At 67.7% G+C, this 26602-nt stretch carries 25 protein-coding genes; 7 read left to right on the plus strand and 18 right to left on the minus strand.

Annotated elements, in window-relative coordinates; genetic code table 11:
- Positions 1-27: 27 nt before the first annotated feature.
- The 5 genes from rnc to rsmD all read right to left on the minus strand — a co-directional run bounded on the left by rnc (position 28) and on the right by rsmD (position 3556).
- On the minus strand, positions 28-756 hold the full coding sequence (gene rnc / locus LQD00_RS19920) for a ribonuclease III (RefSeq protein WP_232719039.1): 729 nt from the start codon (positions 754-756) through the stop codon (positions 28-30).
- A complete protein-coding gene (locus tag LQD00_RS19925; RefSeq protein ID WP_232719041.1) occupies positions 749-1441 on the minus strand; it encodes a YceD family protein in 693 nt (230 codons plus the stop codon). Before LQD00_RS19925 ends, rnc begins: the two co-directional genes overlap by 8 nt.
- A 42-nt stretch (positions 1442-1483) precedes the next feature.
- Positions 1484-2332: a DivIVA domain-containing protein gene (locus LQD00_RS19930; protein WP_232719042.1), complete on the minus strand. Its 849-nt coding sequence runs from the start codon at positions 2330-2332 to the stop codon at positions 1484-1486.
- A gap of 123 nt (positions 2333-2455) precedes the next feature.
- Complete coding sequence (gene coaD, locus LQD00_RS19935; RefSeq protein ID WP_232719044.1) at positions 2456-2944, minus strand: pantetheine-phosphate adenylyltransferase; 489 nt, start codon at positions 2942-2944, stop codon at positions 2456-2458.
- A 51-nt stretch (positions 2945-2995) separates the two neighbouring features.
- Positions 2996-3556 (minus strand): 16S rRNA (guanine(966)-N(2))-methyltransferase RsmD, encoded by a 561-nt coding sequence (gene rsmD, locus LQD00_RS19940; protein ID WP_232719045.1) that lies wholly within the window; start codon positions 3554-3556, stop codon positions 2996-2998.
- Between the two features lie 164 nt (positions 3557-3720).
- Between rsmD and ectA the strand changes: the two genes are divergently transcribed.
- The 3 genes from ectA to LQD00_RS19955 all read left to right on the plus strand — a co-directional run bounded on the left by ectA (position 3721) and on the right by LQD00_RS19955 (position 6143).
- A complete protein-coding gene (ectA, locus tag LQD00_RS19945) occupies positions 3721-4248 on the plus strand; it encodes a diaminobutyrate acetyltransferase (protein WP_232719047.1) in 528 nt (175 codons plus the stop codon).
- A 186-nt stretch (positions 4249-4434) separates the two neighbouring features.
- The gene (gene ectB / locus LQD00_RS19950; RefSeq protein ID WP_232719049.1) at positions 4435-5706 is read left to right on the plus strand and encodes a diaminobutyrate--2-oxoglutarate transaminase; all 1272 of its coding nucleotides are present in this window, start codon (positions 4435-4437) and stop codon (positions 5704-5706) included.
- Positions 5703-6143: an ectoine synthase gene (locus tag LQD00_RS19955; RefSeq protein ID WP_232719051.1), complete on the plus strand. Its 441-nt coding sequence runs from the start codon at positions 5703-5705 to the stop codon at positions 6141-6143. Before ectB ends, LQD00_RS19955 begins: the two co-directional genes overlap by 4 nt.
- Before the next feature lie 49 nt (positions 6144-6192).
- Here LQD00_RS19955 and LQD00_RS19960 read toward each other — a convergent pair whose 3' ends face one another.
- Entirely contained in the window at positions 6193-7044 is an 852-nt protein-coding gene (locus LQD00_RS19960; RefSeq protein WP_232719053.1) for an alpha/beta fold hydrolase, read from the minus strand.
- 120 nt (positions 7045-7164) lie between these two features.
- On the opposite strand from LQD00_RS19960, the gene LQD00_RS19965 reads away from it, so the two are divergent.
- Positions 7165-7752 carry a TetR/AcrR family transcriptional regulator gene (locus LQD00_RS19965; protein WP_232719054.1) on the plus strand — a complete coding sequence of 196 codons (588 nt, stop codon included), beginning with the start codon at positions 7165-7167 and terminating at the stop codon, positions 7750-7752.
- 21 nt (positions 7753-7773) lie between these two features.
- Positions 7774-8652 carry an NAD-dependent protein deacetylase gene (locus LQD00_RS19970; protein WP_232719056.1) on the plus strand — a complete coding sequence of 293 codons (879 nt, stop codon included), beginning with the start codon at positions 7774-7776 and terminating at the stop codon, positions 8650-8652.
- Positions 8653-8688: 36 nt separating this feature from the next.
- Here LQD00_RS19970 and proB read toward each other — a convergent pair whose 3' ends face one another.
- From proB to LQD00_RS20025, 11 genes are all read right to left on the minus strand, one after another.
- The gene (gene proB, locus LQD00_RS19975) at positions 8689-9834 is read right to left on the minus strand and encodes a glutamate 5-kinase (protein WP_232719067.1); all 1146 of its coding nucleotides are present in this window, start codon (positions 9832-9834) and stop codon (positions 8689-8691) included.
- Positions 9831-11297, minus strand: a complete 1467-nt coding sequence (gene obgE / locus LQD00_RS19980) for a GTPase ObgE (RefSeq protein ID WP_232719068.1) — start codon at positions 11295-11297, stop codon at positions 9831-9833. The genes proB and obgE overlap by 4 nt, the downstream gene beginning before the upstream one ends.
- A gap of 95 nt (positions 11298-11392) precedes the next feature.
- Complete coding sequence (gene rpmA / locus LQD00_RS19985) at positions 11393-11656, minus strand: 50S ribosomal protein L27 (protein WP_005198946.1); 264 nt, start codon at positions 11654-11656, stop codon at positions 11393-11395.
- A gap of 38 nt (positions 11657-11694) precedes the next feature.
- Positions 11695-12006, minus strand: a complete 312-nt coding sequence (gene rplU / locus LQD00_RS19990; protein WP_005198945.1) for a 50S ribosomal protein L21 — start codon at positions 12004-12006, stop codon at positions 11695-11697.
- A 281-nt stretch (positions 12007-12287) separates the two neighbouring features.
- Positions 12288-15776, minus strand: a complete 3489-nt coding sequence (locus LQD00_RS19995) for a translation initiation factor IF-2 N-terminal domain-containing protein (RefSeq protein WP_232719069.1) — start codon at positions 15774-15776, stop codon at positions 12288-12290.
- A gap of 434 nt (positions 15777-16210) precedes the next feature.
- Positions 16211-16627, minus strand: coding sequence for a nucleoside-diphosphate kinase (gene ndk, locus LQD00_RS20000; RefSeq protein WP_232719070.1), 417 nt, complete (start codon positions 16625-16627; stop codon positions 16211-16213).
- A 38-nt stretch (positions 16628-16665) separates the two neighbouring features.
- The gene (locus LQD00_RS20005; RefSeq protein ID WP_232719072.1) at positions 16666-17142 is read right to left on the minus strand and encodes a hypothetical protein; all 477 of its coding nucleotides are present in this window, start codon (positions 17140-17142) and stop codon (positions 16666-16668) included.
- Between the two features lie 206 nt (positions 17143-17348).
- The gene (locus tag LQD00_RS20010) at positions 17349-17738 is read right to left on the minus strand and encodes a DUF4233 domain-containing protein (protein WP_232719074.1); all 390 of its coding nucleotides are present in this window, start codon (positions 17736-17738) and stop codon (positions 17349-17351) included.
- Positions 17735-19261, minus strand: a complete 1527-nt coding sequence (folC, locus tag LQD00_RS20015; RefSeq protein WP_308196022.1) for a bifunctional tetrahydrofolate synthase/dihydrofolate synthase — start codon at positions 19259-19261, stop codon at positions 17735-17737. Before folC ends, LQD00_RS20010 begins: the two co-directional genes overlap by 4 nt.
- Positions 19258-21930 carry a valine--tRNA ligase gene (locus LQD00_RS20020; RefSeq protein WP_232719084.1) on the minus strand — a complete coding sequence of 891 codons (2673 nt, stop codon included), beginning with the start codon at positions 21928-21930 and terminating at the stop codon, positions 19258-19260. Before LQD00_RS20020 ends, folC begins: the two co-directional genes overlap by 4 nt.
- Before the next feature lie 51 nt (positions 21931-21981).
- Positions 21982-22848: an SDR family oxidoreductase gene (locus LQD00_RS20025; protein ID WP_308196023.1), complete on the minus strand. Its 867-nt coding sequence runs from the start codon at positions 22846-22848 to the stop codon at positions 21982-21984.
- Between the two features lie 53 nt (positions 22849-22901).
- Between LQD00_RS20025 and LQD00_RS20030 the strand changes: the two genes are divergently transcribed.
- Positions 22902-23546, plus strand: a complete 645-nt coding sequence (locus LQD00_RS20030) for a TetR/AcrR family transcriptional regulator (RefSeq protein ID WP_232719086.1) — start codon at positions 22902-22904, stop codon at positions 23544-23546.
- 25 nt (positions 23547-23571) lie between these two features.
- On the opposite strand, the gene mobA is transcribed toward LQD00_RS20030, so the two are convergent.
- On the minus strand, positions 23572-24219 hold the full coding sequence (mobA, locus tag LQD00_RS20035; protein WP_232719088.1) for a molybdenum cofactor guanylyltransferase: 648 nt from the start codon (positions 24217-24219) through the stop codon (positions 23572-23574).
- 49 nt (positions 24220-24268) lie between these two features.
- Here mobA and LQD00_RS20040 point away from each other — a divergent pair, with 49 nt between their 5' ends.
- Entirely contained in the window at positions 24269-26575 is a 2307-nt protein-coding gene (locus tag LQD00_RS20040) for an FdhF/YdeP family oxidoreductase (RefSeq protein ID WP_232719092.1), read from the plus strand.
- The last annotated feature ends 27 nt before the right edge of the window (positions 26576-26602 follow it).

Genomic DNA, 26602 nt, shown 5'->3' on the forward strand with positions numbered 1-26602 from the left:
CCGGTCGAGTTCACGACGAGGCCGACGTCACGACGACGCCTCCGCGCGCTCGGTGAGCGCTTTCCACGCGTGGGCCGCTGCCTGCTGCTCGGCCTCTTTCTTGGTGCGTCCGACGCCCTCACCGAGGTTCTCCCCCGCGATCATCGCGATCGCGGTGAATTCCTTGTTGTGGTCCGGGCCGGTGGACGAGATCTGGTACTGCGGTGGGCCGTAGCCGCGTTCGGAGCTCAGCTCCTGCAGCGAGGTCTTCCAGTCCAGACCGGCACCGAGCTGTCCGGCCTTCTCGATGCGTTCGTCGAAGAGACGCAGGATGATCCGCTGCGAGGTCTCCAGTCCGTGGCTGAGAAACACGGCGCCGAACAGGGACTCGAGCCCGTCGGCGAGGATGGAGTCCTTGTCGCGACCGCCGGTCATCTCCTCGCCGCGACCGAGATACAGGTACTTGCCCAGCCCGCCCTCGTCGCCGAGGCCGCGGGCCACGTCGGCGAGCGCGTGCATGTTCACCACGCTTGCGCGGATCTTCGCGAGTTCGCCCTCGGGTCGATCCGGGAAATGGAGGTACAGGCGCTCGGTGATCACCACGCCCAGTACGGAGTCGCCGAGGAATTCGAGGCGCTCGTTGGTCGGCAGACCGCCGTGTTCGTAGGCATACGAGCGGTGCGTGAGCGCCAGCGTCAGAAGGTCTTCGGGGATGTCGGTGTCGAGGGCGGCGAGCAGCGCGGCACGACGGCCGTCATCGCGGATGGTCTCAGTCACGACGTTCCTGCGTGCCGGGGTTCTGGTCGGCGCCGGACTTCTTCTCGGAGTCGGACTTCTCGTCCTCCGCGAGCTCCGAGAACTTGTTCGCGAGACCGGCCCATCGGGGATCGATCAGCTCGTGCGCATGACCGGGTTCGGCGACCGCGAGCCGGATGCCGCACACCTGGCACAACCCCTCGCAATCCTCCGAACACAGCGGCGACATCGGCAGTTCCAGCGCCACCGCGTCGATGATCGCCTGTTCGAGATCGATGCGGTCGTCGACGATCCGGTGCACGTCGTCTTCCTCGGTGGTCTGATGGGTCACGCTGTCCGGGTACGCGAACAGCTCGGTGAGGAACACCGTCACCGTGCCGTCGATCGGCTCGAGGCAGCGCGAGCACTGACCGACGGTCTCGCCGCACGCGGTGCCGGTCACCAGGATTCCCTCGCTCACCGACTCGAGCCGGAGGTCGAGGTCGACGTCCGAGCCGGCCGGGATACCGATCATCTCGACCCCGAGCTTGTCCGGGGTGGTCACCGTCCGGTGCACCTCGGACATGGTTCCCGGACGACGACCCAGCGACCGGACGTCGAGGACGAATGGATCGCGCCGCGGCGCGGAATCGGGTCCGTGCGACGGCTCTGATGTCACAGCATGATCAGACACAAACTGCACCATACGCTCGCGATCACGAATCATCGACCGCCGCCACGCCATCTGCCGGGTCGGCCGTCCGGTGCGTCACACCGCCAGCGGCGAACCCTGGTCACGGTCGTAGGAATTCCGGGGCGAGGTCTCACGCGAACGCGAGTTGTCGCCACGGGAGTCGCGTGCCTGTTCGTCGACGCTGCGCGGGTATTCGACGTAGTCGTGCATGCCGGCGCCGGTGCGCAGCTGATGGCGTCCGCGGTTCACCGAACGCAGTGTGCCGGTGAGGATCTCCTCGAACTGGGCCAGCTTCTCGTCGACGTACACGTCGCAGTCGCCACGCAGGCGATCGGCTTCGGCGTGCGCCGCGTCGATGATGCGCTCGGCCTCGGATTTGGCCGCGCCGACGACCTCGGTCTCGGAGACCAGGCGCTGCTGTTCGGCGATGCCGTCGGCCACCGACTTGTCATACGTGTTGTTCGCCGCATCGATGGTGCGCTGCGCCTCGGCGCGTGCACGACCGGTGACGGCCTCGAACTCGCGGGCGGCACTGGTCTGCAGTCGGCGGGCCTCCTCGGAGGCGTCCTCGACAAGCGAGTTCGAGTGCGAGCTCGCCTCGTCGACCATGCGGTCGGCCTGCGCCTTGGCCTCGGACAGGATGCGGTCGGCCTCGGCGCGGGCGTGTGCGAGCACGGCCTCGGATTCGGAGTCGGCCTTGGCGACCGTCGTCTCCGCATGCTCACGCGCGTCACCGATCAGGGTGTCGCGCTGATCGAGGACGTCCTGGGCGTCGTCGAGCTCGCCCGGGATGGAGTCCTTGATGTCGTCGAGGAGTTCGAGCACGTCACCGCGCGGCACGACGCAGCCCGCGGTCATCGGCACACTCCGCGCCTCCTCGACAATCGCGACGAGCTCGTCGAGAGCCTCAAATACCCGGTACACAGCCACCCCAATCCGGCGCTTGCCTGTTTGCAACAGTTGGTGAATCTGTGACTATTGTGCCGAATGTTGCGGCTGTGACTGGTGAAGCGCGTGGGGTGTGTCGCGGTTTTCGCAGGTGATCTTCTAGACGGACCGCTCGCCGGTGAGTTTCGCGGTCAGGTTCTTGTGGATGTGCGACGACAAGAACGGTGTGACGTCACCGCCGAGCTTGGCCACCTCCTTGACGAGCGAGCTCGACACATGCGCGAACCGGGGGTCGGTGAGGAGGAAGACGGTCTCCACATCCGCGAGGGCGCGGTTCATCTGGGCCATCGGGACCTCGTAGTCGAAGTCGACCGCCGAACGCAGCCCTTTGACGATCGTGTGGATCGACTCCTGCTTCAGATAGTCGACGAGAAGCCCTTCCCAGCGATCGACCCGCACACCGGGCAGATCGGCGCAGTCCTCCTCGATGAGCGCGATGCGCTCGTCGACACTGAACATCCCGCGCTTGTTGGGGTTGACCACCACGGTGATGACCACCTCGTCGAAACACGCCGCGGCGCGTTCGACCACATAGCGGTGACCGAGGGTGAAGGGATCGAAGGAACCGGGACACACTGCCGTCGTCATGGCCCGAACTTACCGTCAGGTCCCCGACACCCGGCTCCGACACCTCACGTGTCAGGCGCCGGTGAACTCCCCTACCTCCACGCGCGTGTCGCCGTAGTTCTTGTTCACGACGACCTCGAAGCCGTCGGGCCAGATGTCACCGGTCGAGCGGGCGGATCGTTCCACCACCACCAGTGCATCCTCGGAGAGTCGCGTCTCGGCCAGCTTGATCAGATCCTCGGACAGCGCCGCCGCGTCGACCGCGTACGGAGGGTCGGAGAAGACGAGGTCGTACGTCCGCTCCGGCGGCGAGGACAGGTAGGCAGACACCGATCTTGTCAGTACGGTGGTCGACGAGGCGATCCCACAGGCCTTCACGTTGGCACCGATCACACCGGCGGCCTTCCGAGCCGCGTCGACGAAGGTGGCGCCGGCGGCGCCACGAGAGACGGCTTCGATGCCGAGGGCCCCTGAACCGGCATACAGATCCAGCACCCAGAGCCCGTCGAGATCGAATCGGGCATCGAGCATGTTGAAGACCGACTCCCGCACACGGTCGGATGTGGGACGAGTTCCCTCGTCCGGAACGCGGAGCCGTCTCCCCCGCAGTTCACCCGCGATGATCCTCGTCATGGGGCCATTCTGCTCTTCCGCGAACCCCCGAATACACGTGCGGGTGACACGGTTGTGACCCACTTCACATTGCATGCCTGAGCAGGTAGAAGGTAGGGGTTCGATGGGGCAATTTCTGCTGGTGGGTGACTTCCCGGATACCCGTTGTTAACGTCGAGAGCGTTATGAGCCCTTCACAAACAAGAACGGCCCCAACAACTGTCCTCACCGTCGACTATCGGATGCCGACTGTCGCCGACGGTACTCGCCTCTGGGAAATCGCCTCGGATTCAAAGGTTCTCGACGTCAACTCGTCGTACTCCTATGTGCTGTGGTGCCACGACTTCGCCGAGACCTCGATCGTCGCCGAAGTAGACGGCCGTCCAGTCGGTTTCGTCACCGGATACCGTCGCCAGAGCGACCCCTCCACCCTCATGGTGTGGCAGGTCGCCGTCGACGACTCGATGCGTGGGCACGGCGTCGCCGGGTCCATGCTGCACCACCTGTTCGATCGTGTGAACCGCCACGGAATGGTGGCGATGCACACCACGATCAGTCCCGACAACATCCCGTCGCAGCGACTGTTCGAGTCGGTGGCAAAGGCTCGCGGACTCCGTTTCGAGCGCCGTGATCTGTTCGCCGCCAACACTTTTCCGGACTCGCACGAGCCCGAGGACCTCTACATGCTGGAACCGGAGATCCCCGAGCCCTGAGCTCGCGCGTGATCCCGCAGCACCGGAGATCGTGAGCCGTGTCTCTACTGACCGAGTCCGGAATGCACAGTGCCCCAACGTCGTTGGCACTGACAGATAGCAACGTCGCTCTGCGACGCCAATTTTAGAGTTCATATCGCCATCGGGCACCGAACTCACGATGTCACACAAGAAGGAAGCACCGATATGCAACTTCTCGACAAGACTTTTGACGATTCCGTCTTCACCACCCACGAATCCGAGGTGCGCAGCTACTGTCGCAACTGGCCGGCGGTCTTCACCACCGCCAAGGGTTCCCACATCACCGACCAGAACGGTCGGGAGTACCTGGACTTCTTCGCCGGCGCCGGTTCGCTGAACTACGGCCACAACAACGACGTGCTGAAGAAGGCCCTGATCGAGTACATCGAGGCCGACGGCATCACCCACGGCCTGGACATGGCCACCGTCGCCAAGGGGAACTTCATCGAGAAGTTCAACGAGCACATCCTCGAGCCGCGCGGACTCGACTACAAGATCCAGTTCCCCGGTCCGACGGGCACCAACGCCGTCGAGGCGGCACTCAAGTTGGCCCGCAAGGTGACCGGTCGCGAGTCGATCATCAGCTTCACCAACGCCTTCCACGGCATGACGCTGGGTTCGCTGTCGGTGACCGGTAACTCGATGAAGCGCGCCGGTGCCGGTATCCCCCTCGTTCACGCGACCCCGATGCCGTTCGACAACTACTTCGGCGGCGTCGTGGAGGACTTCGCCTGGTTCGAGCGTGTTCTCGACGACTCGGGCAGCGGCCTCAACCGCCCCGCCGCGGTGATCGTCGAGACCGTGCAGGGTGAGGGCGGCGTCAACGTCGCACGCGCCGAGTGGCTCCGCGCACTGGCGGACCTGTGCCAGCGTCGCGAGATCCTGCTGATCGTCGACGACGTCCAGATGGGCTGCGGCCGCACCGGCGAGTTCTTCTCGTTCGAGGAAGCCGGCATCAAGCCCGACATCGTCACCCTGTCCAAGTCGATCAGCGGCTATGGTCTGCCTTTCGCATTGACCCTGTTCAAGCCGGAGCTCGACGTCTGGACCCCCGGCGAACACAACGGAACCTTCCGCGGCAACAACCCCGCCTTCGTCACCGCCGCCAAGGCCATCGAGACCTACTGGTCCGACGACACCCTGAGCCGTGAGATCCACGCGAAGGGCGAGCGCATCAACGAGGTCTTCACCGACCTCTGCAACCGATACGAAGGCATCTCGACCCGCGGTCGCGGCATGGTTCGCGGCCTGGTGTTCGACGACCACACGGCAGCCGGGAAGGTCTGTGCGCAGGCCTTCGGTGCCGGGTTGCTCGCCGAGACGTCGGGTCCCTCCGATGAGGTCGTCAAGCTGCTTCCGCCGCTGACCATCTCGCGCGAGGACCTCGACCGCGGCCTGTCCATCCTTTCCGACGCAGTCAAGGAGGTGATCGGATGATCGTCCGAACCACCGAAGAAATCACCGGTACCGAGCGCGACGTCGCCGACGGCCACTGGCGCTCCAAGCGCATCGTCCTCGGCGGTGACGGCGTGGGGTTCTCGTTCCACGAGACCACCATCGACGCCGGCAGCGTGAACGAGTTCCACTACGCCAACCACATCGAGGCCGTCTGGCTCGTCGAGGGCACCGGCACCCTGCTCAACCGGGAGACCGGTGAGACCCATCCGCTGGCCCCCGGCACGATGTACCTGCTCAACGGCCACGAGCGCCACACGGTCACCGCCGACACGCAGATGCGCATGTTGTGCGTGTTCAATCCCCCGGTGGTCGGCACCGAGGTGCACGACGAGAACGGCGTGTACCCGCTGGTCGCCGTGCCGCAGCCGGCCGGCAAGCATGCCGAGGATGCCATAGAGGAGACCGCGGCCTCCTGATCGGCCCCCTGAGAAGACCCACCAGGATCGCCACTTCCGGTGGCAATCGCTAGCTATCAGCGGTTGTCGTCGGGAGTGGCGATTCTTCTGCCTTCTGCGCCCAGAAGTCCAGCACCGCGTCAACGGTCTGGCCCGGCTGCTCGAGAGCCGGGATCACCCGGGCCTCCCGGATGGTGACCTCGCGGGCATCGAGCATGTTGTCCGCGACCTCGCGGGCCTCCTCGGGTGTCCACTCGCCGCGGTCGTCGGTCGTCACGAACAGCACCGGGCAGGTGATCCGCGCAGCCGCCCACGTGAGGTCCGTACGGTTCAGGATGGCTGTGCGGATGGCCGGGATCATCGACCGCCCGGAATTCCGGAGTCCGCGCCGCAACACCGCGATCGCCTCCGGATCGTCGCTGCGTGTCCGGTCGGTGAACAGCGTGGTCGAGATCGCCGACCACACCGGGCCTCGCGCACCGATGACGCGGTACATCGGCAACAGGAGTCCGATCCGGCGCCGCAGTGCCCGGTCGATCGGACGGGTCGGCGCACTCATCGCGACCAGTGTGTTGATCCGCTCCGGCTCGACGGCGGCCAGTTGCATGCCGACGTGACCGCCCCACGCGTTGCCCACCCAGTCGACGGCCTCGGCACCGCACACATCCCCCACCGTCGCGATGATCTCCCGCGCGGCATCCGCACACGCCTCGATGTCGGCGGCGGCGGCTGACTTCTCGCTCGCACCGCACCACGGGGCGTCGACGATGAACAGCCGTCGTCGGGCCGCGAGCCCGGGAACGATCCGATCCCAGCTTCCGGAATCGACGAACATGCTGTGCCACAGGACCGCCGGCGGTCCCTCGCCGACGTCGCGAACGCGTATGCGCCCCAAACGCGTCGGTACATCGAATCCGGTCATGGCCGCTCCCGCCCGTGGTGGTCACCCGGAGCGGGTCACCCGTAATTGGCATTACACCGTGTATTTCGAATTATGTCTAGAATGATCCCCGTGGTCAGGTCCTACTCGTCGGATTTACGAATGACACGCGCCCGCGAGAATCGCACCCTGGTCATCGACAGGGCCACCACCATGTTCTGCCAGGAAGGTTGGGTGACGACGACGATGGCCGCCGTCGCGGCCCGCGCCGGGCTGACACGGCCCACCGTCTACCGGCAGTTCGCCGACAAACTCGACCTGCTCGACGCGTGCATCGTCTCGGCACTGCGCCGCGACGAGACCGTTCCGGTCCGCGAGACCGCCGAATACCAGGCGATGGGACACGGCGATCGGGCCACACGCATCCGGGCCGCCGCGAGCTGGCTCAGTGCCGCGCACCTCCGGTCGGCCGCCATCCAGCACGTTCTCGACCAGGCCGCGGTCACCGACGACGACGCGGCGATCCTGCGGGACCAGCGTGAACAGACCCGCTGGGCCGAGGTGCGCTGGGCGCTCACGCTGATCCTCGGAGAAGAGCCGGCCGACGAGCACGTGGACTCGATGTGGATGCTCGCCTCGCGCACCGTCTGGCTCCGCCTCGTCGGCGATCGGGGGTGGACCCCCGACCGGTGGGAACGATGGTTTGTCGCGCAGACCACCGCGGCGCTGGACCAGGTCGACGCGGTCTGAGTCGCGCCTATCCTGGGCAGGGTGCGCACTCGTCTTCAGCTCGGCCACGCCCCGGCCGAACACACGCCGCTCGACGACGACGTCGCCGAGCGTATCGAGCTCGCGTCGGACATCCTGGCCGGACGTCGGGTCGTGGTCCTGACCGGCGCGGGCATCTCCACCGACTCCGGAATCCCCGACTACCGCAGCCCCGGTTCACCGCCGCGCACGCCGATGACCCTGGAGATGTTCCTGTCCTCCCCCGAGTTCCGCCGTCACTACTGGGCTCGCAACCACCTCGGCTGGCGCCACATGGATGCAGCTCTCCCCAACCCGGCGCACCTCGCCCTCACCGACCTGCAGTCGGCAGGCTCGGTGTCGACGGTCATCACGCAGAACGTCGACATGCTCCACACCAAGGCCGGGACGAGGGGCGTGTTGGAGCTCCACGGGTGCTACGGGCGGGTCCGCTGCCTGACCTGTGACTGGCGGATCTCCCGACACCGACTCGCCGGATTGCTGGAATCGGTCAACGCGGGATTCGCCGAACGTGTCGCGGGCCGCGGAGCGATCGAGGTCGCGCCCGATGCCGATGCGACGCTGTCGGACACCTCGGACTTCCAGATGATCGACTGCCCGCACTGCGGCGGCATCCTCAAACCCGACATCGTCTACTTCGGCGAGACGGTTCCCAAACCCCTTGTCGAGCACGCTTTCTCGGCGGTCGACGAGGCCGACGCGCTGCTGGTGGTCGGGTCATCGCTCACCGTCATGTCCGGCCTGCGATTCGCACGCCGGGCACATCGCGCCGGCAAACCGCTGATCATCCTCAACCGCGGACACACCCGCGCCGACGAGCTGGCCACACTGAAGATCGACCATCGGGCCGAAATGGTGCTGCCCGCTCTCGCCGCCCTCTAGGTCGGTGTAACGTGACAGGCCGGTGGAACCGGACGCTCAGCGCGAGACGACGACCAGGTCGTCGGCGTGCACGACGGGCCGCTGCAGTTCGGCCGGGAGTTCCTCGGTGTGGCGACCGATCATCGAGGTGACGTCGTCGAAGTCGTAGGAGGCGACCCCGCGCGCCTTCACGACGCCCCGCTGGTCGACGAGTTCGACCACATCGCCGTCGAAGAACCGGCCCTCGACGCCGACCACGCCGGCAGCGAGAAGCGAACGGCGCCTGCGGGATACAGCCGCCACCGCACCGTCGTCGAGGACGATCTTGCCCCGCGCGTCGGCGGCATGACGCACCCAGAAGCGACGAGCCGACAACCGCTCCTCGCGGGCGGCGAACACCGTGCCCACCGAGGCGTCGGCCAGGGCTTGCGCGGCGGACGATGCGGCGGCGAGCAGAACCGGGACACCGGCGTCGGCGGACAGGCGGGCCGCGGCGAGTTTCGAGGCCATCCCACCGGTGCCGAGCGCTCCCCCGGACCCGGCGATGACGCCGTCGAGGTCCTCGGGGCCGTTCACCTCGGGGATCAGACGGGCACGCCGACCGTCCACGCCCACCTTGCGGGGGTCGCCGTCGTACAGGCCGTCGACGTCGGAGAGGAGCACGAGAGCGTCGGCGCCGCTGAGATGGGCGACGAGTGCGGCGAGCCGGTCGTTGTCGCCGAACCGGATCTCGTTGGTCGCGACCGTGTCGTTCTCGTTGACAACGGCGACCGCACCGAGCGATCGCAGACGATCAAGGGTGCGTTGGGCGTTGGCGTGATGCGAGCGGTTCGAGATGTCGTCGGCGGTCAACAGGACCTGCCCGACGGTGCGGCCGTAGCGGGCGAAGGACGTCCCCCAGGCGTGCGCCAGGGCGAGTTGTCCGACGCTGGCCGCGGCCTGTTTGGTGGCGAGATCCTTCGGACGCTTCTTGAGACCGAGCGGGGCGATACCCGCGCCGATCGCACCCGAGGACACGACGATGACGTCGGACCCGGCGCGCATCCGCGCCTCGAGCGCGTCCGCCAGGGCGTCGAGCCGGTCCCGGTCGAGCCCCTCGGCCAGGTCGGTCAGCGCCGACGAGCCGATCTTCACCACAATGCTGCGCGCGTGCGCGATCTGCTCCCGCACGCCCCGCACCTCGATGCCGGCCTCCGCGGTCACGACTTGTCCTGCTCTCCGTCCTCGACGGGCAGTCCGCGCCGCAGCCGGCGGGCCTGCTTGCGTTCGTGGGCGCCCACGCGGTCGTTGCGGTCGAGTCGGATGTCGGTGCCGCGTCCGGTGACCGGGACCTCGTCGCCCATGGGCGTGCTCGGCTCCCAGTCGAAGGTGACCGCACCGATGGTGACCGGGGCGCCGGGCTCGGCACCCATCTTCACCAGTTCGTCTTCGACGCCGAGGCGGTTGAGGCGGTCGGCCAGGTAGCCAACGGCCTCGTCGTTGTCGAACTGCGTCTGGGCGATCCAGCGCTCCGGGCGCGTGCCGTAGACGATGAAGCCGCCCTCGATCTCGGGGTCGCGGACGATGGTGAAACCGGTGTCGTCGACGGCCTTCGGCCGGATGATCGCCCGGCGAGGCGTCTTCTCCGGCTGCGCCTCCCGGTATTCGCGCACCATCTTCGCCAGCGCGAAGGTCAGTTCGCGCAGACCCTCATGGGCCACCGCCGAGATCCGGAACACCGGCCAACCGCGTTCGGCCAGTTCGGGTTCCACGAGATCGGCGAGTTCGGCGGCGTCGGGGACGTCCACCTTGTTGAGGATGACCACACGCGGCCGCTCGGCCAGGTCACCGAGGCCGTGGTCGGCGTCGAGAGCCGGCTTGTACGCAGCCAGTTCGGCTTCGAGGGCGTCGATGTCGGACACCGGGTCGCGGCCGGGCTCGAGGGTCGCGCAGTCGACGACGTGCGCGAGAACGGCGCACCTCTCGAGGTGCCGCAAGAACTCCAGTCCGAGACCACGACCGGTCGAGGCGCCCGGGATCAGACCCGGCACATCGGCGATGGTGAACACGTCACCGGCGGTCTGCACCACACCGAGGTTCGGCACGAGAGTGGTGAACGGGTAGTCGGCGATCTTCGGCTTGGCCGCCGACAGCACCGACACGAGCGACGACTTGCCCGCCGACGGGAAACCGACGAGGCCGACGTCGGCCACCGACTTCAGCTCGAGGACGAGGGAACGCTGCTGGCCCTCCTCACCCAGGAGCGCGAAACCGGGGGCCTTGCGGGCCTTCGACGCGAGCGAGGCGTTGCCGAGGCCACCGCGGCCGCCCTGAGCGGCTTCGAAGGTCGTACCGGTGCCGACGAGGTCGGCGAGGATGGTGCCGTTTTCGTCGAGGACGACGGTGCCGTCGGGCACCTTGAGGACGAGATCCTCGCCCATGGCACCGTCGCGGTTGTCGCCGGCGCCGGGCTTGCCGTTGCCGGCCTTCGCATGCGGACGGAAGTGGAAATCGAGCAGAGTGTGCACCTGCGGGTCGACGACGAGCGTCACCGACCCGCCGTTGCCGCCGTTGCCGCCGTCCGGGCCGCCGAGAGGCTTGAACTTCTCCCGGTGAACCGACGCGCAGCCGTGGCCACCGTTGCCCGCCGCGACGTGAATGGTCACGCGGTCGACGAACCGTGACATCGAATCCTTCTTCCGTCAAAAAAGAACAGGGCGGGCCGGGTACGTGATGACCCTGCCCGCCCTGCGAAAAGGCTTGTCGTGCCGGAGTGCTCGGGTCAGACCTGAGCGGTTTCCGGGACGATGTTGACCGTCTTGCGGCCACGCTTGCTGCCGAACTCCACCGCGCCCGCGGCGAGCGCGAACAGGGTGTCGTCGCCACCGCGGCCGACGTTCACGCCGGGGTGGAACTTGGTGCCGCGCTGACGAACGAGGATCTCTCCTGCGCTCACCTGCTGGCCACCGAAGCGCTTCACGCCGAGTCGCTGGGCATTGGAATCGCGACCGTTGCGGGAGCTGGATGCGCCCTTCTTATGTGCCATGTGTCAGTCCTCCTGAGGTCTTCGCGAAGCTTGTCGAACTACTTGATGCCGGTGACCTTCAGGACCGTCAGCTTCTGACGGTGACCCTGGCGCTTGTGGTAGCCGGTCTTGTTCTTGAACTTGTGAATGCGGATCTTGGGGCCCTTGACGTGCTCCACGACCTCGCCGGTGACCGAGATCTTGGCCAGCTTGTCGGCGTCGGTGGTCAGGGTCGAGCCGTCGACGACCAACGCGACCGGCAGGCTCACCGTGGAGCCGACCTTCTCGTCGATCTTCTCGACCTTGACAGTGTCGCCCTCAGCGACCTTGTACTGCTTGCCGCCGGTCTTGACGATCGCGTACGTTGCCATCGAAGTTCTTCCTCTTAATCGTCTGGTCGGGCCCTTCGTCAGCGCCGAGGCGCATTCGAAGGCGTTCGTGTAGTGCGTGCCGGTGCGGGCCGCAGTCCACCCAGTCAGATGACCGGGAGTGTCTGCGATTCACACCAGAGGGCCTGCCACGGGATTTGTGCCGGTTCCGATGCACGTGGCACGCAGAACAGCGCAGACCCTCCGCGGGAGGCGACTTTCCAAGGTTACGGGAACGGCGGTGGCCGGGTCAAACTCGCCCCGCCGGTCCCTCACCTCGGACCTCAGCTGTCGGCCGGCGGCGGTCCGGCAGGCCTGCCCGCCGTCCGCTTCCGCGGGCGTCGGCGCACCGCGACCACCGGCTCTCCGGTGGAGACGGGACCGAAGGTCGTCTTCGGCGCCTCCGTAGCCGCGTCGACGGCCGTCATCACCACGTTCTCCGGTGCGGTCGTCGTCTGCGCCGGACGCCGGACCACCCGGCGGCGACGTTTCGCGGCAGGTGCCTGGCCATCGGGCGACGCGGTCGGCTCCTTGGTCTCGGCGGGCTCCTGGGCCTGCTCCGGCTCGTCCGCCTTCGCAGGTTCTTCCACCTTCGCGGGCTTCTCGGCCTTCGTGACCGGTTCCGGCGTCTCCGCCTTCTCCGACTCCGCCGATCCCGCCGTCACCGGGGTCTCGGCGGCATTCGCGACGGCCTGCTCGACCTCGACGTGCTCACCCTCGTGGCGCTCGCCCTCGGGATGCGCCCCCTCAGGATGTTCATCGTCGTGGTGATGTGCGGCCATCGCCCGGAACAACGGGTGCTCGGCAGCGGGCTTGTGCGGCGTGGTCGACGGCGGCGCGGTCTTGGGTGCCGCCGCTTCGGCGGGGGCCTCCGACTTCTTCTTGCCGCGGCGCGAACGCTTGGAGCCGGCGCCGTCCGACTTCGCCGAATCGTCGCCGCCGCGCACCTCGACCGGGTTGGCGTGCACGATCAGGCCGCGACCGCCGCACGAGGTGCAGGGGGTCGAGAACGCTTCGAGCAGACCGGTTCCGAGACGCTTACGGGTCATCTGGACCAGTCCGAGCGAAGTCACCTCCGACACCTGGTGACGGGTGCGGTCCCGGGCCAGCGCCTCGGTGAGGCGACGCAGCACCAGGTCACGGTTCGACTCGAGGACCATGTCGATGAAGTCGACGATGATCATGCCGCCGATGTCGCGCAGACGCATCTGCCGCACGATCTCCTCGGCCGCCTCGAGGTTGTTCCGGGTGACCGTCTCCTCGAGGTTTCCGCCCGAACCGGTGAACTTGCCGGTGTTGACGTCGACGACCGTCATCGCCTCGGTGTGCTCGATGATCAGCGTGCCACCCGAGGGCAGCCACACCTTGCGGTCGAGCGCCTTCGCCAACTGCTCGTCGATGCGGTGGACCACGAACGAGTCCGGGGCATCCGCGTGCGGCTTGCTGAACTTCTCCACCCGCGCCATGAGATCGGGGGCAACCGAGCTGACGTAGCCCTCCACGAGGTTCCACGCCTTGTCGCCCTCGACGACGAGCTTCTTGAAGTCCTCGTTGAAGAGATCGCGGACCACGCGGACCAGCAGGTCGGGCTCCTCGTAGAGCGCCTTCGGCGCGCCGGAGCCGGACTTCTTGGCGCTCTCGACCGACTCCTCGATCGACTTCCACTTCGCCTCGAGGCGGGCGATGTCGGCACCGAGTTCCTCGGCACTCACGCCCTCGGAGGCGGTGCGGATGATCACGCCGGCGTCCTCGGGGACCAGCTTCGACAGGATCTGCTTGAGGCGCTTGCGCTCGACGTCGGGCAGCTTGCGGCTGATACCGGTCGACGACCCGCCGGGCACATAGACGAGGTACCGGCCGGCCAGCGAGATCTGAGTGGTCAGGCGGGCACCCTTGTGTCCCACCGGATCCTTGCTGACCTGCACGAGCACATGGTCGCCGGGCTTGAGTGCCTGCTCGATCTTGCGGGAACCGCCGTCGAGTCCGGCGGCGTCCCAGTTGACCTCGCCGGCGTACAGCACGCCGTTGCGCCCGCGGCCGATGTCGACGAACGCCGCCTCCATGCCGGGCAGCACGTTCTGCACGCGACCGAGGTAGATGTTGCCGACCATCGACGACGACGTCGCCGTGGTGACGAAGTGTTCGACGAGGACACCGTCCTCGAGAACCGCGACCTGGGTGTAGTCCTCCACCGCGGCATGGTCGTGGCCGTCGCCGTCGGAGATGCTGGTGTTGGCACTGCGCTCGCGCACCACCATCACGCGGTCCACCGCCTCGCGACGGGCCAGGAACTCCGACTCGGTCAGGATCGGCGGACGCCGGCGACCGGCGTCACGGCCGTCGCGACGGCGCTGGCGCTTGGCCTCGAGGCGCGTCGAACCGGAGATACCCTGCACCTCGTCGCGCGCCCGCTTGCTGCGGGGTTCACGCTCGTGGACGACGGTGTTCGGCGGATCATCCGGCGAACCCTCGTCGGAGTCTCCCCCGCCCTTGCGACGGCGACGACGCCGGCGGCGGCGGGTCGAGGACCCCTCACCCGAATCGTCCCCGGAGTCATCGCCGTCGTTGTCGTCCGAGTCGTCGTCGGAATCGCCGTCCTTCGACTCGCCCTTCGACTCGCCCTTCGACTCGCCCTTCGTCGAATCGTCGGTAGCGGAGTCCTTGCCGGCGGCCTCCTCGGAGGTATCCGACCCCGACCGGCGGCGGCGCCGACGGCGAGAGGTCGACTCATCCGACTTCGACTCATCCGACTTGGACTCGTCGGACTTCGATTCGTCTGACTTGGCTTCGTCCGATGTGGATTCGTCAGCAGTCTCGTCGGTGGCCGCCTCGTCGGCGGAGTCGGTCGAGGAGTCACCGACGGAGGACTTGCCCTCGGAGTTGTCGCCGTTCTCGTCGGAATCGTCGTCGTCCGACGCATCGCCCGACTCGCCGTCACCGCCCTGGTCGCCGCGCCCGCGGCCGCGGCCACGACGTCCGCGACGCCGACGACGGCTCCGACCCGAACCGGAGTCGTCGTTGTCGGAGTTATCGGAATTGTCCGCGTTGTCCGCGGTCTCGTCAGAGTCATCCGAGTCCGCGGTCTCCGTCTCGGGAGCCTTCGTCTCAGGAGCCTTCGATTCAGGGGCCTTCGTTTCGGGCGTTTTCGTCTCCGGAGCCTTGGCTTCCCGAGTCGTCGCGCCGGAGTCGTCGGCCTTCGCCGGCTTCTCGGCCTGATCGGTCTTCTGGGCCTGCTCGGGCTTATCGGCCTGCTTGGCCGGGCGTGCGGTCTTCGGCTTCTCGGCCGGGGCCTGCGGCTGCAGGAACAACGGCTGGGTGCCGTAGGACGCGTCGGATTCGGCGGTGGGCGCCGCTACCGGCTCGTCGTACCGCGTCGACGCGGCCGAGAACAGACTCGGCGGCTCATCGGCCTTCGGCGTCTCCGCCTTCGGTGCCTCCGCCTCCGCGGCAGGCTCCTCGACAGCCGGCTCCACGACGGTCGGCTCAGCAGCGGCAGGCTCGTCGGCGGCTTCCTCCGAGGCGGCCGGGGTCACGCCCGGCTCATCGGCCTCGACGTTCGCCCGCACCCGTTCGGCCACGGCCTGCGCCACCTCACGGTCGACGCTCGACTGGGGGCTACGCGTCTGCACCCCGAGAGTGGCCAGGTGCGCGAGCACCTGCCGACTTGTCAGGCCCAGAAAGCGGGCCAGTGCGTGCACACGAAGTTTGCTGGGAAATTCTTCCACCGGTTCTGGCGCTGCGTTCGCGTCAGCCGGTGACCCGTTGTCGGTCACTCAGTCTCCTCGAACCCCCGGGCGCGTCGGGCTGACGCGGCCACGCGAGGGTCTGCTCTGTGTCCCGGTCCACGTATGGCCGGTGTTGTGTGGTCTGCGCGTCATCACGCTGAGCCGTGTCGGTTCAGCAGAGAACGCTCTTGCTGTGTCGATGACCGCATCCCGGGCGCCTTCCACGACACCGGGCACAGGGCGAAGCCTGAGTGTTCGGCTGCTGGCAGCAGCACGAACCTCGGCGGGGTCAGCTGTGGTTGTGGGCGTCGCGGTGCGAGGTTGCCGCACCGCGACGCGCCGAACCAAGGCGCGTCATCCGGCCATCGTCGACAAAGTGTGTCGGCGATAACCCTGCAAGTATCCCACACGGGGGTCGGATGACCGCAAAGTATGCGCGTTTGACACGCGCGTCGAACCGAGTCGGACCGAGGTGACCCCGGTCAGCCTGCGAGTTCGGGGAACCAGATGCTGATCTCACGCTCGGCCGATTCCGGCGAGTCCGAGCCGTGGACCAGGTTGTACTGCGTGTTCAGGGCGAAATCGCCGCGGATGGTGCCGGGCACCGCCTTCTCCACGGGATCGGTGCCGCCGGCGATCTGACGGAAGGCCGCGATGGCGCGCGGACCCTCCAGGACGGCGGCGACCAGTGGGCCGGAGGTGATGAACTCCAGCAGCGAGCCGAAGAAGGGCTTGTCCGCGTGTTCGGCGTAGTGGCCGCGGGCCACCTCGTCGCTTGCGGTCTTGAGTTCGAGAGCGACGAGGGTGAGGCCCTTGCGCTCGATACGGCTGATGATGTCGCCGACGAGCGAGCGTTCGACGCCGTCCGGCTTGATGAGTACGAGAGTGCGTTCAGTCACGACTCACACCTTATCGACCGGCCGGCGGATTCCGACGGTCAGGAGCAGTACTCACCGGCCACGGGGAAGAACCCGTAGTTGAACAGGCTGCCGGAGCGCGCCTGCGGGTCGACGACGATCTGGAGACATCCCCCGGGCGAGGCGAGCGCGCCGGCGAGAGCGAGGTCGAATTGTTGCGCCAGAGCGAGATTCGCCGGACGGTACTGGGCGGGCACCGGCATGGTCGCGATGGCCTCGGGTGCCTTCATCCCGGCTGCGCGCTTGGTGATGTCGTGGGTCGCGACGTAGCTGAACTCGCCCTGCGAGACGGGGACGGGCGCTCCTGCCTCGGGCACCGCGAACGCCTCGAGCGCCGGGGGCGTCTGCTCGGGAGCGGGTTCCGCCGAGGCGACGGCGGGGGCGCTCAGAGCGAACGCGGCCGCCCCGAACAGCGCCGTTCCGGCCATACGGCCGAGGCGGGCGGAGGTGCGGGGGCGATCGATACCGGCGGGGGTCCGGGAAAACAGGAACTGCACGTACGTCCTCACGTTGGGTGTCGCTGCGATTGCGAGTCGCGATGAAAAGAAAGCCACGCGGGAACCAGTCCGCTCCCCCACGGCTTGCGCCATTGTTGCAGCAACTCCCACAGTCCGCCGGGGTTCGCCGATAACGGTCCGGCCACAGGTCTTGCGATCACCAAACCACTGCCGGGACAGCGTTGACCACCCAGGTGAGAGGCGTGTCAGTCGATCGGTTCCTGCCCGGGGAGCATGCCCAGTTCGACGCGCTTCTCCACATCCCGCTTGATGTAGACGATGTAGAGCCACACCGACCCGAAGACCACACCGACCGCAGCGATCGACCAGTGGAAGACGCCACCGACGATCACCGCCACCTGGAGTGCGAGGTCGAGCTTGAGTGCGTACGGGCGGCCCTGCATCCCGGCGGCCACGATCATCGCCAGTACGAGCAGGGCCAGGTATCCGCCGGACAACCAGGTCAGGCCGCCGCCGAGTCGCCAGACGATCGGGAACGCCAGGATGACGACGATGACCTCGAGGATCATCGTCCCCGCCATCACCCCGCGCAGGCCCTTCCACGGGTCGTTGGCGGGTGGGGTGTACCGGGTCATGACGGTTCCTTACCGAACAGGGTGCGTGCGGCACCGGCGGTCACGACCGAGCCGGTGATCACGACGCCCGCACCCGAGACTCGTTGGCCCTCGGCTTCCTCCGCGAGGGCGATGGCTTCTTCCACGGCGTCGGGCAGGAAGGGCTGCACGACAACCCGTTCCTCGCCGAACACCTCGGTCGCGTACTCCGCGAGCGTCTCGGCGTCGAGCGCACGTGGTGAGCCGTTGTTGGTGACGACGACGGCGTCGAGCACCGGCTCGAGCGCCTCGAGCAGTCCCCTCGCGTCCTTGTCACCGAGTACACCGATGACGCCGATGAGGCGCCGGAAGTCGAACTCCTCGGCCAGCGCCTGGGCCAGCGCGTTCGCGCCGTGCGGATTGTGCGCGGCGTCGGCGAACACCGTCGGTGCGCTGCGGAGCCGTTCGAGCCGGCCGGGATTGCCGACCGTGGCGAACCCCCTCCGGATCGCGTCGATGTCGAGCTGACGGTCCGGGCCGGCACCGAAGAAGGCCTCGACCGCGGCGAGTGCCAGGGACGCGTTGGCGGCCTGATGAGCACCGTGCAGCGGCAGGAACACCTCGTCGTAGACGCCGCCGAGCCCCTGGATGGTGAGCATCTGACCGCCGACGGCGGTGGCCGAGCCGAGGACCGCGAACTCCGAACCCTGACGGGCCACGACGGTCCCCGCATCGACCGCTGCACGCAGCAGCACGTCCATGACCTCGGGGTTCTGCTCGGCGATGATCGTGACCGGATCGACGGCGCCGAGGGCGTCGGGCTCACCGGCCTTGATGATCCCGGCCTTCTCCCCCGCGATGGCCGACAGCGTGTCGCCGAGATAGTCGGCGTGGTCCATGGCGATGGGCGTGATGACCGAGACGATGCCGTCGATGACGTTGGTGGCGTCCCAGCGCCCACCCATGCCGGTCTCGACCACGGCCACGTCGACCGGCGCCTCGGCGAAGACCGCGTAGGCCATCGCGGTCAGCACCTCGAACTTGCTCATCCGCGGCCCACCGGCCGCGGTCGAGCTGTCGTCGACCATCGTGATGTACGGCTCGAGCTCGCGGTAGGTGTCGATGTAGGTTCGCGCACGAATCGGCTTGCCGTCCACCGAGATCCGCTCGGTGACCCGCTGGAGGTGCGGGCTCGTGATGCGCCCGGTCCGCCGATGCAGCGCGGTCATCAGCGCATCGATCATCCGCGTCACCGACGTCTTGCCGTTGGTGCCCGCGATGTGGATCGCCGGATAACTGTGCTGCGGTGAGCCGAGCAGGTCCATCAACGCCGCGATACGCGTCAGCGACGGCTCGATCCTGGTCTCGGGCCAGCGGGTGTCGAGTTCGGTCTCGACCTCGGCGAGTTCGGCGAGATCGTCGGCGCTGTCGTGGACGGTCAGCGGCGGACGGTCGTGCTCGGCGTCCGCCGCCCGTTCCTCAGCGTCGAGCAGTTCCGACAGTCCCAACGGATCCTCGCCGACGACGGCGGGATCCTCCTCGGGGAAGCCGGTCTCGTCGCTCACGCGCCGCCGGCCAGACTCGCCAGCTTCGCATTCAGGCGCTCGACCTCTTCGGTCGCGATCCGCTGGCGGTTCCGGATCTTGCTGACCACCTGGTCGGGGGCCTTGGACAGGAACTGCTCGTTGCCGAGCTTGGCCGAGGTGGTCGCCAGCTCCTTCTCGGCGACCGCGAGGTCCTTGGTGAGGCGCTTCCGCTCGGCCTCGACGTCCACCGTCCCCGATGTGTCGATCGCGACGGTGACGGTCCCGACGGACAGCCGGACCTCGATGGTCGCGGTCGCGGTGAAGCCGGGTCCGGCGGGATCGAGACGCGCCAACGACTGCACATAGGGCAGCAGCGGCTCGATGCCCGACTCACCCAGTCCGTCGAACTGTGCGGCCACCCGCTGACCGGGACGCAGTCCCTGGTCGCTACGGAAGCGACGCACCTCGGTGATGAGGCGCTGCAGGTCGGCGATACGGGCCGCCGAATCGGACGACCAGTCCTGCCCCGACGGGGTCGGCCACTCCGCGATGACCAGCGACTCGCCCCCGGTGAGCGTCTTCCACAGCACCTCGGTGACGAACGGCATCACCGGCGACAGCGCGCGCAGCAGCGGCTCGAGGACCGCACCGAGCACGATGGAGGTTGTCTCCAAACGCTTCTCGTCGTTCTCGGCGAACTGGACCTTGGCGAGCTCGAGGTACCAGTCGCAGACCTCGTCCCAGGCGAAGTGGTAGAGCGACTCACAGGCCTTGGAGAACTCGTAGGACTCGAATCCGGCGTCGACCTCGGCGAGCACCTCGTCGAGACGCCGGAGAATCCAGCGGTCGGCGTCGGTCAGGGCGTCCGCCGCCGGCAGCTCGGCGACCTTGGCGCCGTTCATCAGCGCGAACTTGGTCGCGTTGTACAGCTTGGTCGCGAAGTTGCGCGACGACTGGGCGTGGTCCTCGCCCACCGAGATGTCGGCGCCCGGGTTGGCGCCGCGGGCCAGCGTGAAGCGCAGCGCGTCGGCGCCGAAGCGCTCCACCCAGTCGAGCGGGTCGATGCCGTTGCCCTTCGACTTCGACATCTTGCGGCCGTGCTCGTCACGGACCAGGCCATGTAGGAACAGGTTGTGGAACGGGACCTCGTTGCCCGGACCCAGATCCTTGCCGACATAGGTGCCGAACATCATCATCCGCGCCACCCAGAAGAACAGGATGTCGTAACCGGTGACGAGAACCGAAGTGGGATAGAACTTCTCGAGGTCGACGGTCTTCTCCGGCCAGCCCATGGTGGAGAACGGCCACAGACCCGAGGAGAACCAGGTGTCGAGGACGTCGGTCTCCTGGACGTAACCCTCCGGCGCCTCCTCGTCGGGTCCGACGCAGACGACCTCGCCGTCCGGGCCGTACCAGATCGGGATGCGGTGACCCCACCACAACTGACGCGAGATGCACCAGTCGTGCATGTCGTCGACCCAGCCGAACCAGCGCGGCTCCATCGACTTCGGATGGATCACGGTCGACCCGTCGCGGACGGCGTCGCCGGCGGCCTGGGCCAGCGACGAGACGTCGACCCACCACTGCATCGACAGTCGCGGTTCGATCGGCTCACCGGTGCGCTCCGAATGCCCGACGCTGTGCAGGTACGGACGCACCTCCTTGACGATGCGCCCCTGCTCGGCGAGGGCCTCACGCACCTTGACGCGCGCCTCGAAACGGTCCATGCCGTCGAATTGCGTTCCAGTGTCCGCGATCCGAGCAGACTCGTCCATGATCGTCGGCATCGGCAGGTTGTGCCGCTGCCCCAGTGCGAAGTCGTTGGGATCGTGGGCCGGGGTGATCTTGACCGCGCCGCTGCCGAATTCGGGGTCGACGTAGTCGTCGGCGACGATCGGGATGTTCCGATCGAGGAACGGGTGCGGCAGTTCGGTGCCGATCAGGTGCTTGTACCGCTCGTCGTCGGGGTGCACGGCGATCGCGGTGTCGCCCAGCATCGTCTCCAGACGCGTCGTGGCGACGACTATGTGGGGTTCGGAGTCGTCGAGCGAGCCGTAACGGAAGCTGACGAGTTCGCCCTCGACGTCGGCGTAGCTGACCTCGATGTCGCTGACCGCGGTCTTGAGCACCGGCGACCAGTTGACCAGGCGCTCGGCCTGGTAGATCAGCCCGTCGTCGAACATCTTCTTGAAGACGGTGTGCACCGCGCGCGACAGACCCTCGTCCATCGTGAAGCGTTCGCGCGACCAGTCGACACTGTCGCCGAGACGACGCATCTGTTCGCCGATGTTGCCACCGATCTCGGCCTTCTCCGCCCAGACGCGCTCGATGAAGGCCTCGCGACCGAGGTCGTCGCGGGTCTTCCCCTCGGTGGCCAGCTTGCGCTCGACCATCGTCTGCATGGCGATCGCAGCGTGGTCCATGCCGGGCAGCCACAGCACCTCGTAGCCTTGCATCCGGCGGCGACGCGACAACGCGTCCATCAGCACGTGCTCGTAGGCGTGACCCATGTGCAACGACCCGTTGACGTTGGGCGGCGGGATCACGATCGAGAACGGGGGCTTGTCACTCGTCGCGTCGGCGGTGAAGTAGCCGGCATCGACCCAGCCCTGGTAGAGCGTCGCCTCGTGCTGGGCGGGGTCCCAGGATTTCGGCAACTCGTTCTCGGGCAGCGCGGATGTCGGGTCGAGTGATGTCACGGCCGCCATTCTATGTTTCCGCCGGGTGTGACCTCGCCCCGGTCCTCACTCGTGCACGGTTCACGCACTCTCGGCCGCAAGTGCCGGACCGAGGAGGAGTCCGCCGTCGATCACGTACTCCGCCCCGGTGACGAACGACGCCTCCGCCGACGCGAGGAACAGCAGGAGCCGGGTCACGTCGGTCGGCTCACCGAGCCGCGGAACGGCGTACGGCTCGGGCGAGTAGAAATCGGCGATCGCCGCCGTGGCGCCGACCGCGGGTTCGCTGATGAACGGGGTTGCGATCACCCCGGGGTGGATGGTGTTGACGCGGATGTGGTCGCGACCCAGTTCGAGAGCTGCGGTCCGCGTCAGACCTCGTACGGCCCACTTGCTGGCGACATAGGGCGCGTAGAACGCGGTGCCACCCATACCCATCGTCGACGCGACGTTGACGATGGCACCGCCTCCCGCGCGTCGCAACGCGGGTGCGACCGTCTTGACACCGAGGAACGTCCCGGTGAGGTTGGTGCGCAGGATCCGCGACCAGGTGACCTCGTCCGTGTCCTCGATCAACGCCGGCGGATTCTGTACACCTGCGTTGTTCACGAGCACGTTCACGGCCCCGAAGGCGTCCTCGGCGGTGGCGACCGCCGACGACCACGAGTTCTCGTCTGTGACGTCGAGCCGGACGAAGCGAGCGCGGGACCCGAGCTCGTCGGCGATGGCGGTACCGCGCCCGGCGTCGGTGCCCCCGATGATGACGTTCGCCCCCTCCGCGTGGAAGGCGCGGACGTGGCTCGATCCCTGCCCACCGGTCCCCCCGGTCACGAGCACGGTCTGGTCGTCGAAGCGGTGCATGAGGTGGTCCTCCGGTGGCGAGATGGGCGACCGGGAGCATCGGGTGATGGTCGGGGTCCGTGGTGAGCCGATCGACTCACCACTCACGCTAGGCCCCTTCGCATGGTGAGTCAAGCCACTCACCTCGTATGCTCTTGGCCATGGGCAGAGCCGTGTCGACCTACCACCAGCGCATCGCACAGGAAAAGCGCTCGGTGATCCTGGAGGCCGCGACGGCCCTTTTCCTGGAGCTCGGCTACGACCGGACCTCGCTCGCGCGGATCGCCGAACACTCAGGCGTGTCGCGGGCGACCCTGTTCAAGCAATTCCCCAGCAAGGCAGCTCTTTTCGACGCCATGGTCACCGAGTCGTGGTCGGTCGACGACGAGGAGACCGCTCCCCCGGCAGGCGACGTCGCCCACGGGTTGGGCGTCCTCGGTCACCGCTACGCCGCACTGCTGTGCCGTCCCCGGATGACGGACCTGTTCCGGATCGTCATCGCCGAACTGCCCCGGTTCCCCGAACTGGCCGACGCGCAGTTCGCACGCGGGAAGATGCCCTACTTCGAATCCGTGCGCACCTACCTCGTGGCCGAGCACGAGGCGGGCACGGTGCAGATAGACGACGTGGAGCTGGCGGCCACCCAGTTCCTGGGGATGATCTCCAACTACGTCTTCTGGCCGACACTCCTGGTGCCGGGCTGGGAGGTCGGAGCCGAACGCGTCGCAGAAGTGGTCGACGAGGCCGTCCGCACCGCCGTCGCCCGGTATTCGACGGCCGGGTCGCCGACGCCCACCGGCGACTGACCTCGTCGATCAGCCCCGCCTCCGATCAGCCCGCCGTCACCCGCAACCGGTGCAGGTCCTCGGGCGCATTCACGTTCACGAGCCACTCGGGGTCGGACACGCCCACGCGGTGGGTGTTGAGTGCCTCGATCGCGCCGAGCATCCGACGCTCGCCGCCGGCCACCAGATCGGCGATCACCGGACCGGCGTCGGTCCGGTAGATCCCGGCCATCGGGTGGTCGCGCTGCGCGTCACGGGCGATCACCGCCTGGGCGGAGCCGGTGAGTCCCAGTCGCAGTTCGTCGATGAGTTCGGGCGCGATGAGCGGCATGTCGGTGGCGCACACGAAAGCGAGGTCGGCGCCGTCGGCCGCGGCCTTGGCCAGTCCCGCGACCAGCCCGCCCAGCGGGCCGGCCCCCTCCTGTTCGTCGGTCACCCAGTGCACCTTGGACCGGTCGATGCCGGGCGCCGCGCGGTGCCGGATGTCGTCGATGCCACGGAAGGCCGCCGACGTCTCACCGGCCACGACGAGCACCGGATCGCACCGTTGCGCGACGACCCGGACGACGCGGGCGAGCATCGGCTCCCCGTCCCAGTCCAGTGCCGCCTTGTCGCTTCCCATGCGCCGCGACCGTCCGCCGGCCAGCACGATCGCCGCGAGTTTCGAACCGTCTGATCCCGTGTCTTGAGTCACGAGACCCAGTGTGCGTGATCCAGGGCGGCGGCGAGGCAAGATGGACATCATGAGCCGTACCCCCGAGGGCGCCCCCCGCGTCGACGAGCCCACCGATGTCCATCGCAAGCATGTGAAGACCTGGGCCGCCGGTGTCCCCGCGGTGGCCGTGGCGCTCAAGCGCGGGCTCGAACAGATGGGCCCGGTACGCACCGCGCAGACGCTCCTCAAACTCAACCAGCGCGACGGCTTCGACTGCCCCGGCTGCGCCTGGCCGGAGACCCCCGGACACCGTAAGCACGCCGAGTTCTGTGAGAACGGCGCGAAGGCCGTCGCGGAGGAGGCCACCAAGCGCTCGGTGACCCCTGAGTTCTTCGCCGCCCACAGCGTCGAGGACCTCGCCACCCGCAGCGGCTACTGGCTCTCCCAGCAGGGCCGACTGGCGCACCCGATGTATCTCGCCCCGGGTGACACCCACTACCGCCCGGTGAGCTGGGACCAGGCCAACCGCATCATCGCCGACGAATTCGCCGCGATGTCCTCCCCCGACGAGGCCGTCTTCTACACCTCCGGGCGGACCAGCAACGAGGCCGCCTTCGTCTACCAGCTGTTCGCGCGCAGCCTCGGGACCAACAACCTCCCCGACTGCTCCAACATGTGCCACGAGTCGTCGGGCGCCGCGCTCGGGACGTCCATCGGCATCGGCAAGGGGTCGGTGACCGTTCCGGACCTCGAGGCCGCCGACCTCATCCTCATCGCCGGACAGAATCCCGGAACCAACCACCCCAGGATGTTGGCCACGCTCGAGAAGGCCAAGAGCAACGGGGCGCGGATCGTCGCGATCAACCCGCTGCCCGAGGCGGGCCTGATGCGGTTCAAGGACCCGCAGAAGGTCGGTGGCGTCATCGGTGAGGGAACCAAGCTCGCCGACGACTTCCTCCAGGTGCGCCTCGGCTCCGACATGGCTCTGTTCCGGGGTGTCGCCCGACTGCTGCGCGACGCCGAGCAGGCGAACCCCGGCACCGTCTTCGACCACGAGTTCCTCTCCGAGTCGTGCGCCGGTACCGAGGACTACCTCGCACTGCTCGACGACGTCGACATCGACGAGGTCGCCGCCATCACCGGTCTGACGAGAGCCCAGATCATCGATCTCGCCGACGCCGTGCGGACCTCGCAGCGCATCGTGCTGTGTTGGGCGATGGGACTCACCCAGCACCGCCACGCGGTCGCGACCATCGCCGAGGGCACCAACGTGTTGTTGCTGCGCGGCATGATCGGCAGGGTCGGGGCCGGGTTGTGCCCAGTGCGAGGACATTCCAACGTCCAGGGCGACCGCACGATGGGCATCTTCGAGAAGATGCCCGAATCCTTCCTCGCCGCACTGGATGCCGAGTTCGGGATCGTCAGTCCACGCAAGCACGGGTACGACACCGTCGCCGCGATCAACGCCATGGCCGCGGGCAAGGTGCGGGTGTTCATGGGGATGGGCGGCAACTTCGTCTCCGCCACCCCCGACACCGAGGCCACCGCCGACGCGCTGCGCCGTTGCGCCCTGACCGTGCAGGTGTCGACCAAGCTCAACGAGTCGCACACCGTGACCGGTCGCGCGGCGCTCATCCTGCCCACCCTCGGCCGGACCGACCGGGACGTCATCGACGGTGTCGCCCAACGTGTCTCGGTCGAGGACTCGATGTCGGTGGTGCACCTGTCCCGGGGCTCACTGCCGCCGGTGTCGCCCGACCTGCGCAGCGAGGTCGCCATCGTCTGCGACCTCGCCACCGCTGCGCTAGGCGCCGATCACCCGGTGCCGTGGCAGGAACTCAAGGGAAACTACGACACGATCCGCGACCGCATCGAGCGGGTGATCCCGGGGTTCGAGGACTTCAACATCCGCGTCCGGCGCAGCGACGGCTTCGTGTTACCGAACCCGCCGCGTGACAACCGGTCGTTCGACACCCCGAACGCCAAGGCCAACTTCGCGGTGCACCCGCTCGAGTGGGTGCACATCCCGGAGGGCCGCCTCATCCTGCAGACGCTGCGCAGCCACGATCAGTACAACACCACCGTCTACGGTCATGACGATCGCTATCGCGGGATCAAGGGCAACCGGCATGTGGTGATGGTCAGCCCCGCGGACATCTCCGCACTCGGGCTGCACGACGGCCAGCGGGTGGACATCGTGTCGGAGTTCGAGGGCGAGAACGGACTCGAGGAGCGTCGCGTGCGCGGCTTCGAGATCGTCGCCTACGACACCCCGCCGGGCAACGCGGCCGCCTACTACCCGGAGACCAACCCGCTGGTGCCGTTGGGTGCGGTGGCGAAGGAATCCAACACCCCGGTGTCCAAGGCGGTGGTCATCCGCCTCGAACCGGCCTGACCCGCCGGGCCACGGGCCATCCGACAA

The sequence above is a fragment of the Gordonia metallireducens genome (assembly GCF_021245825.1).
In the GTDB taxonomy this organism is placed as follows: Bacteria; Actinomycetota; Actinomycetes; order Mycobacteriales; family Mycobacteriaceae; genus Gordonia; species Gordonia namibiensis.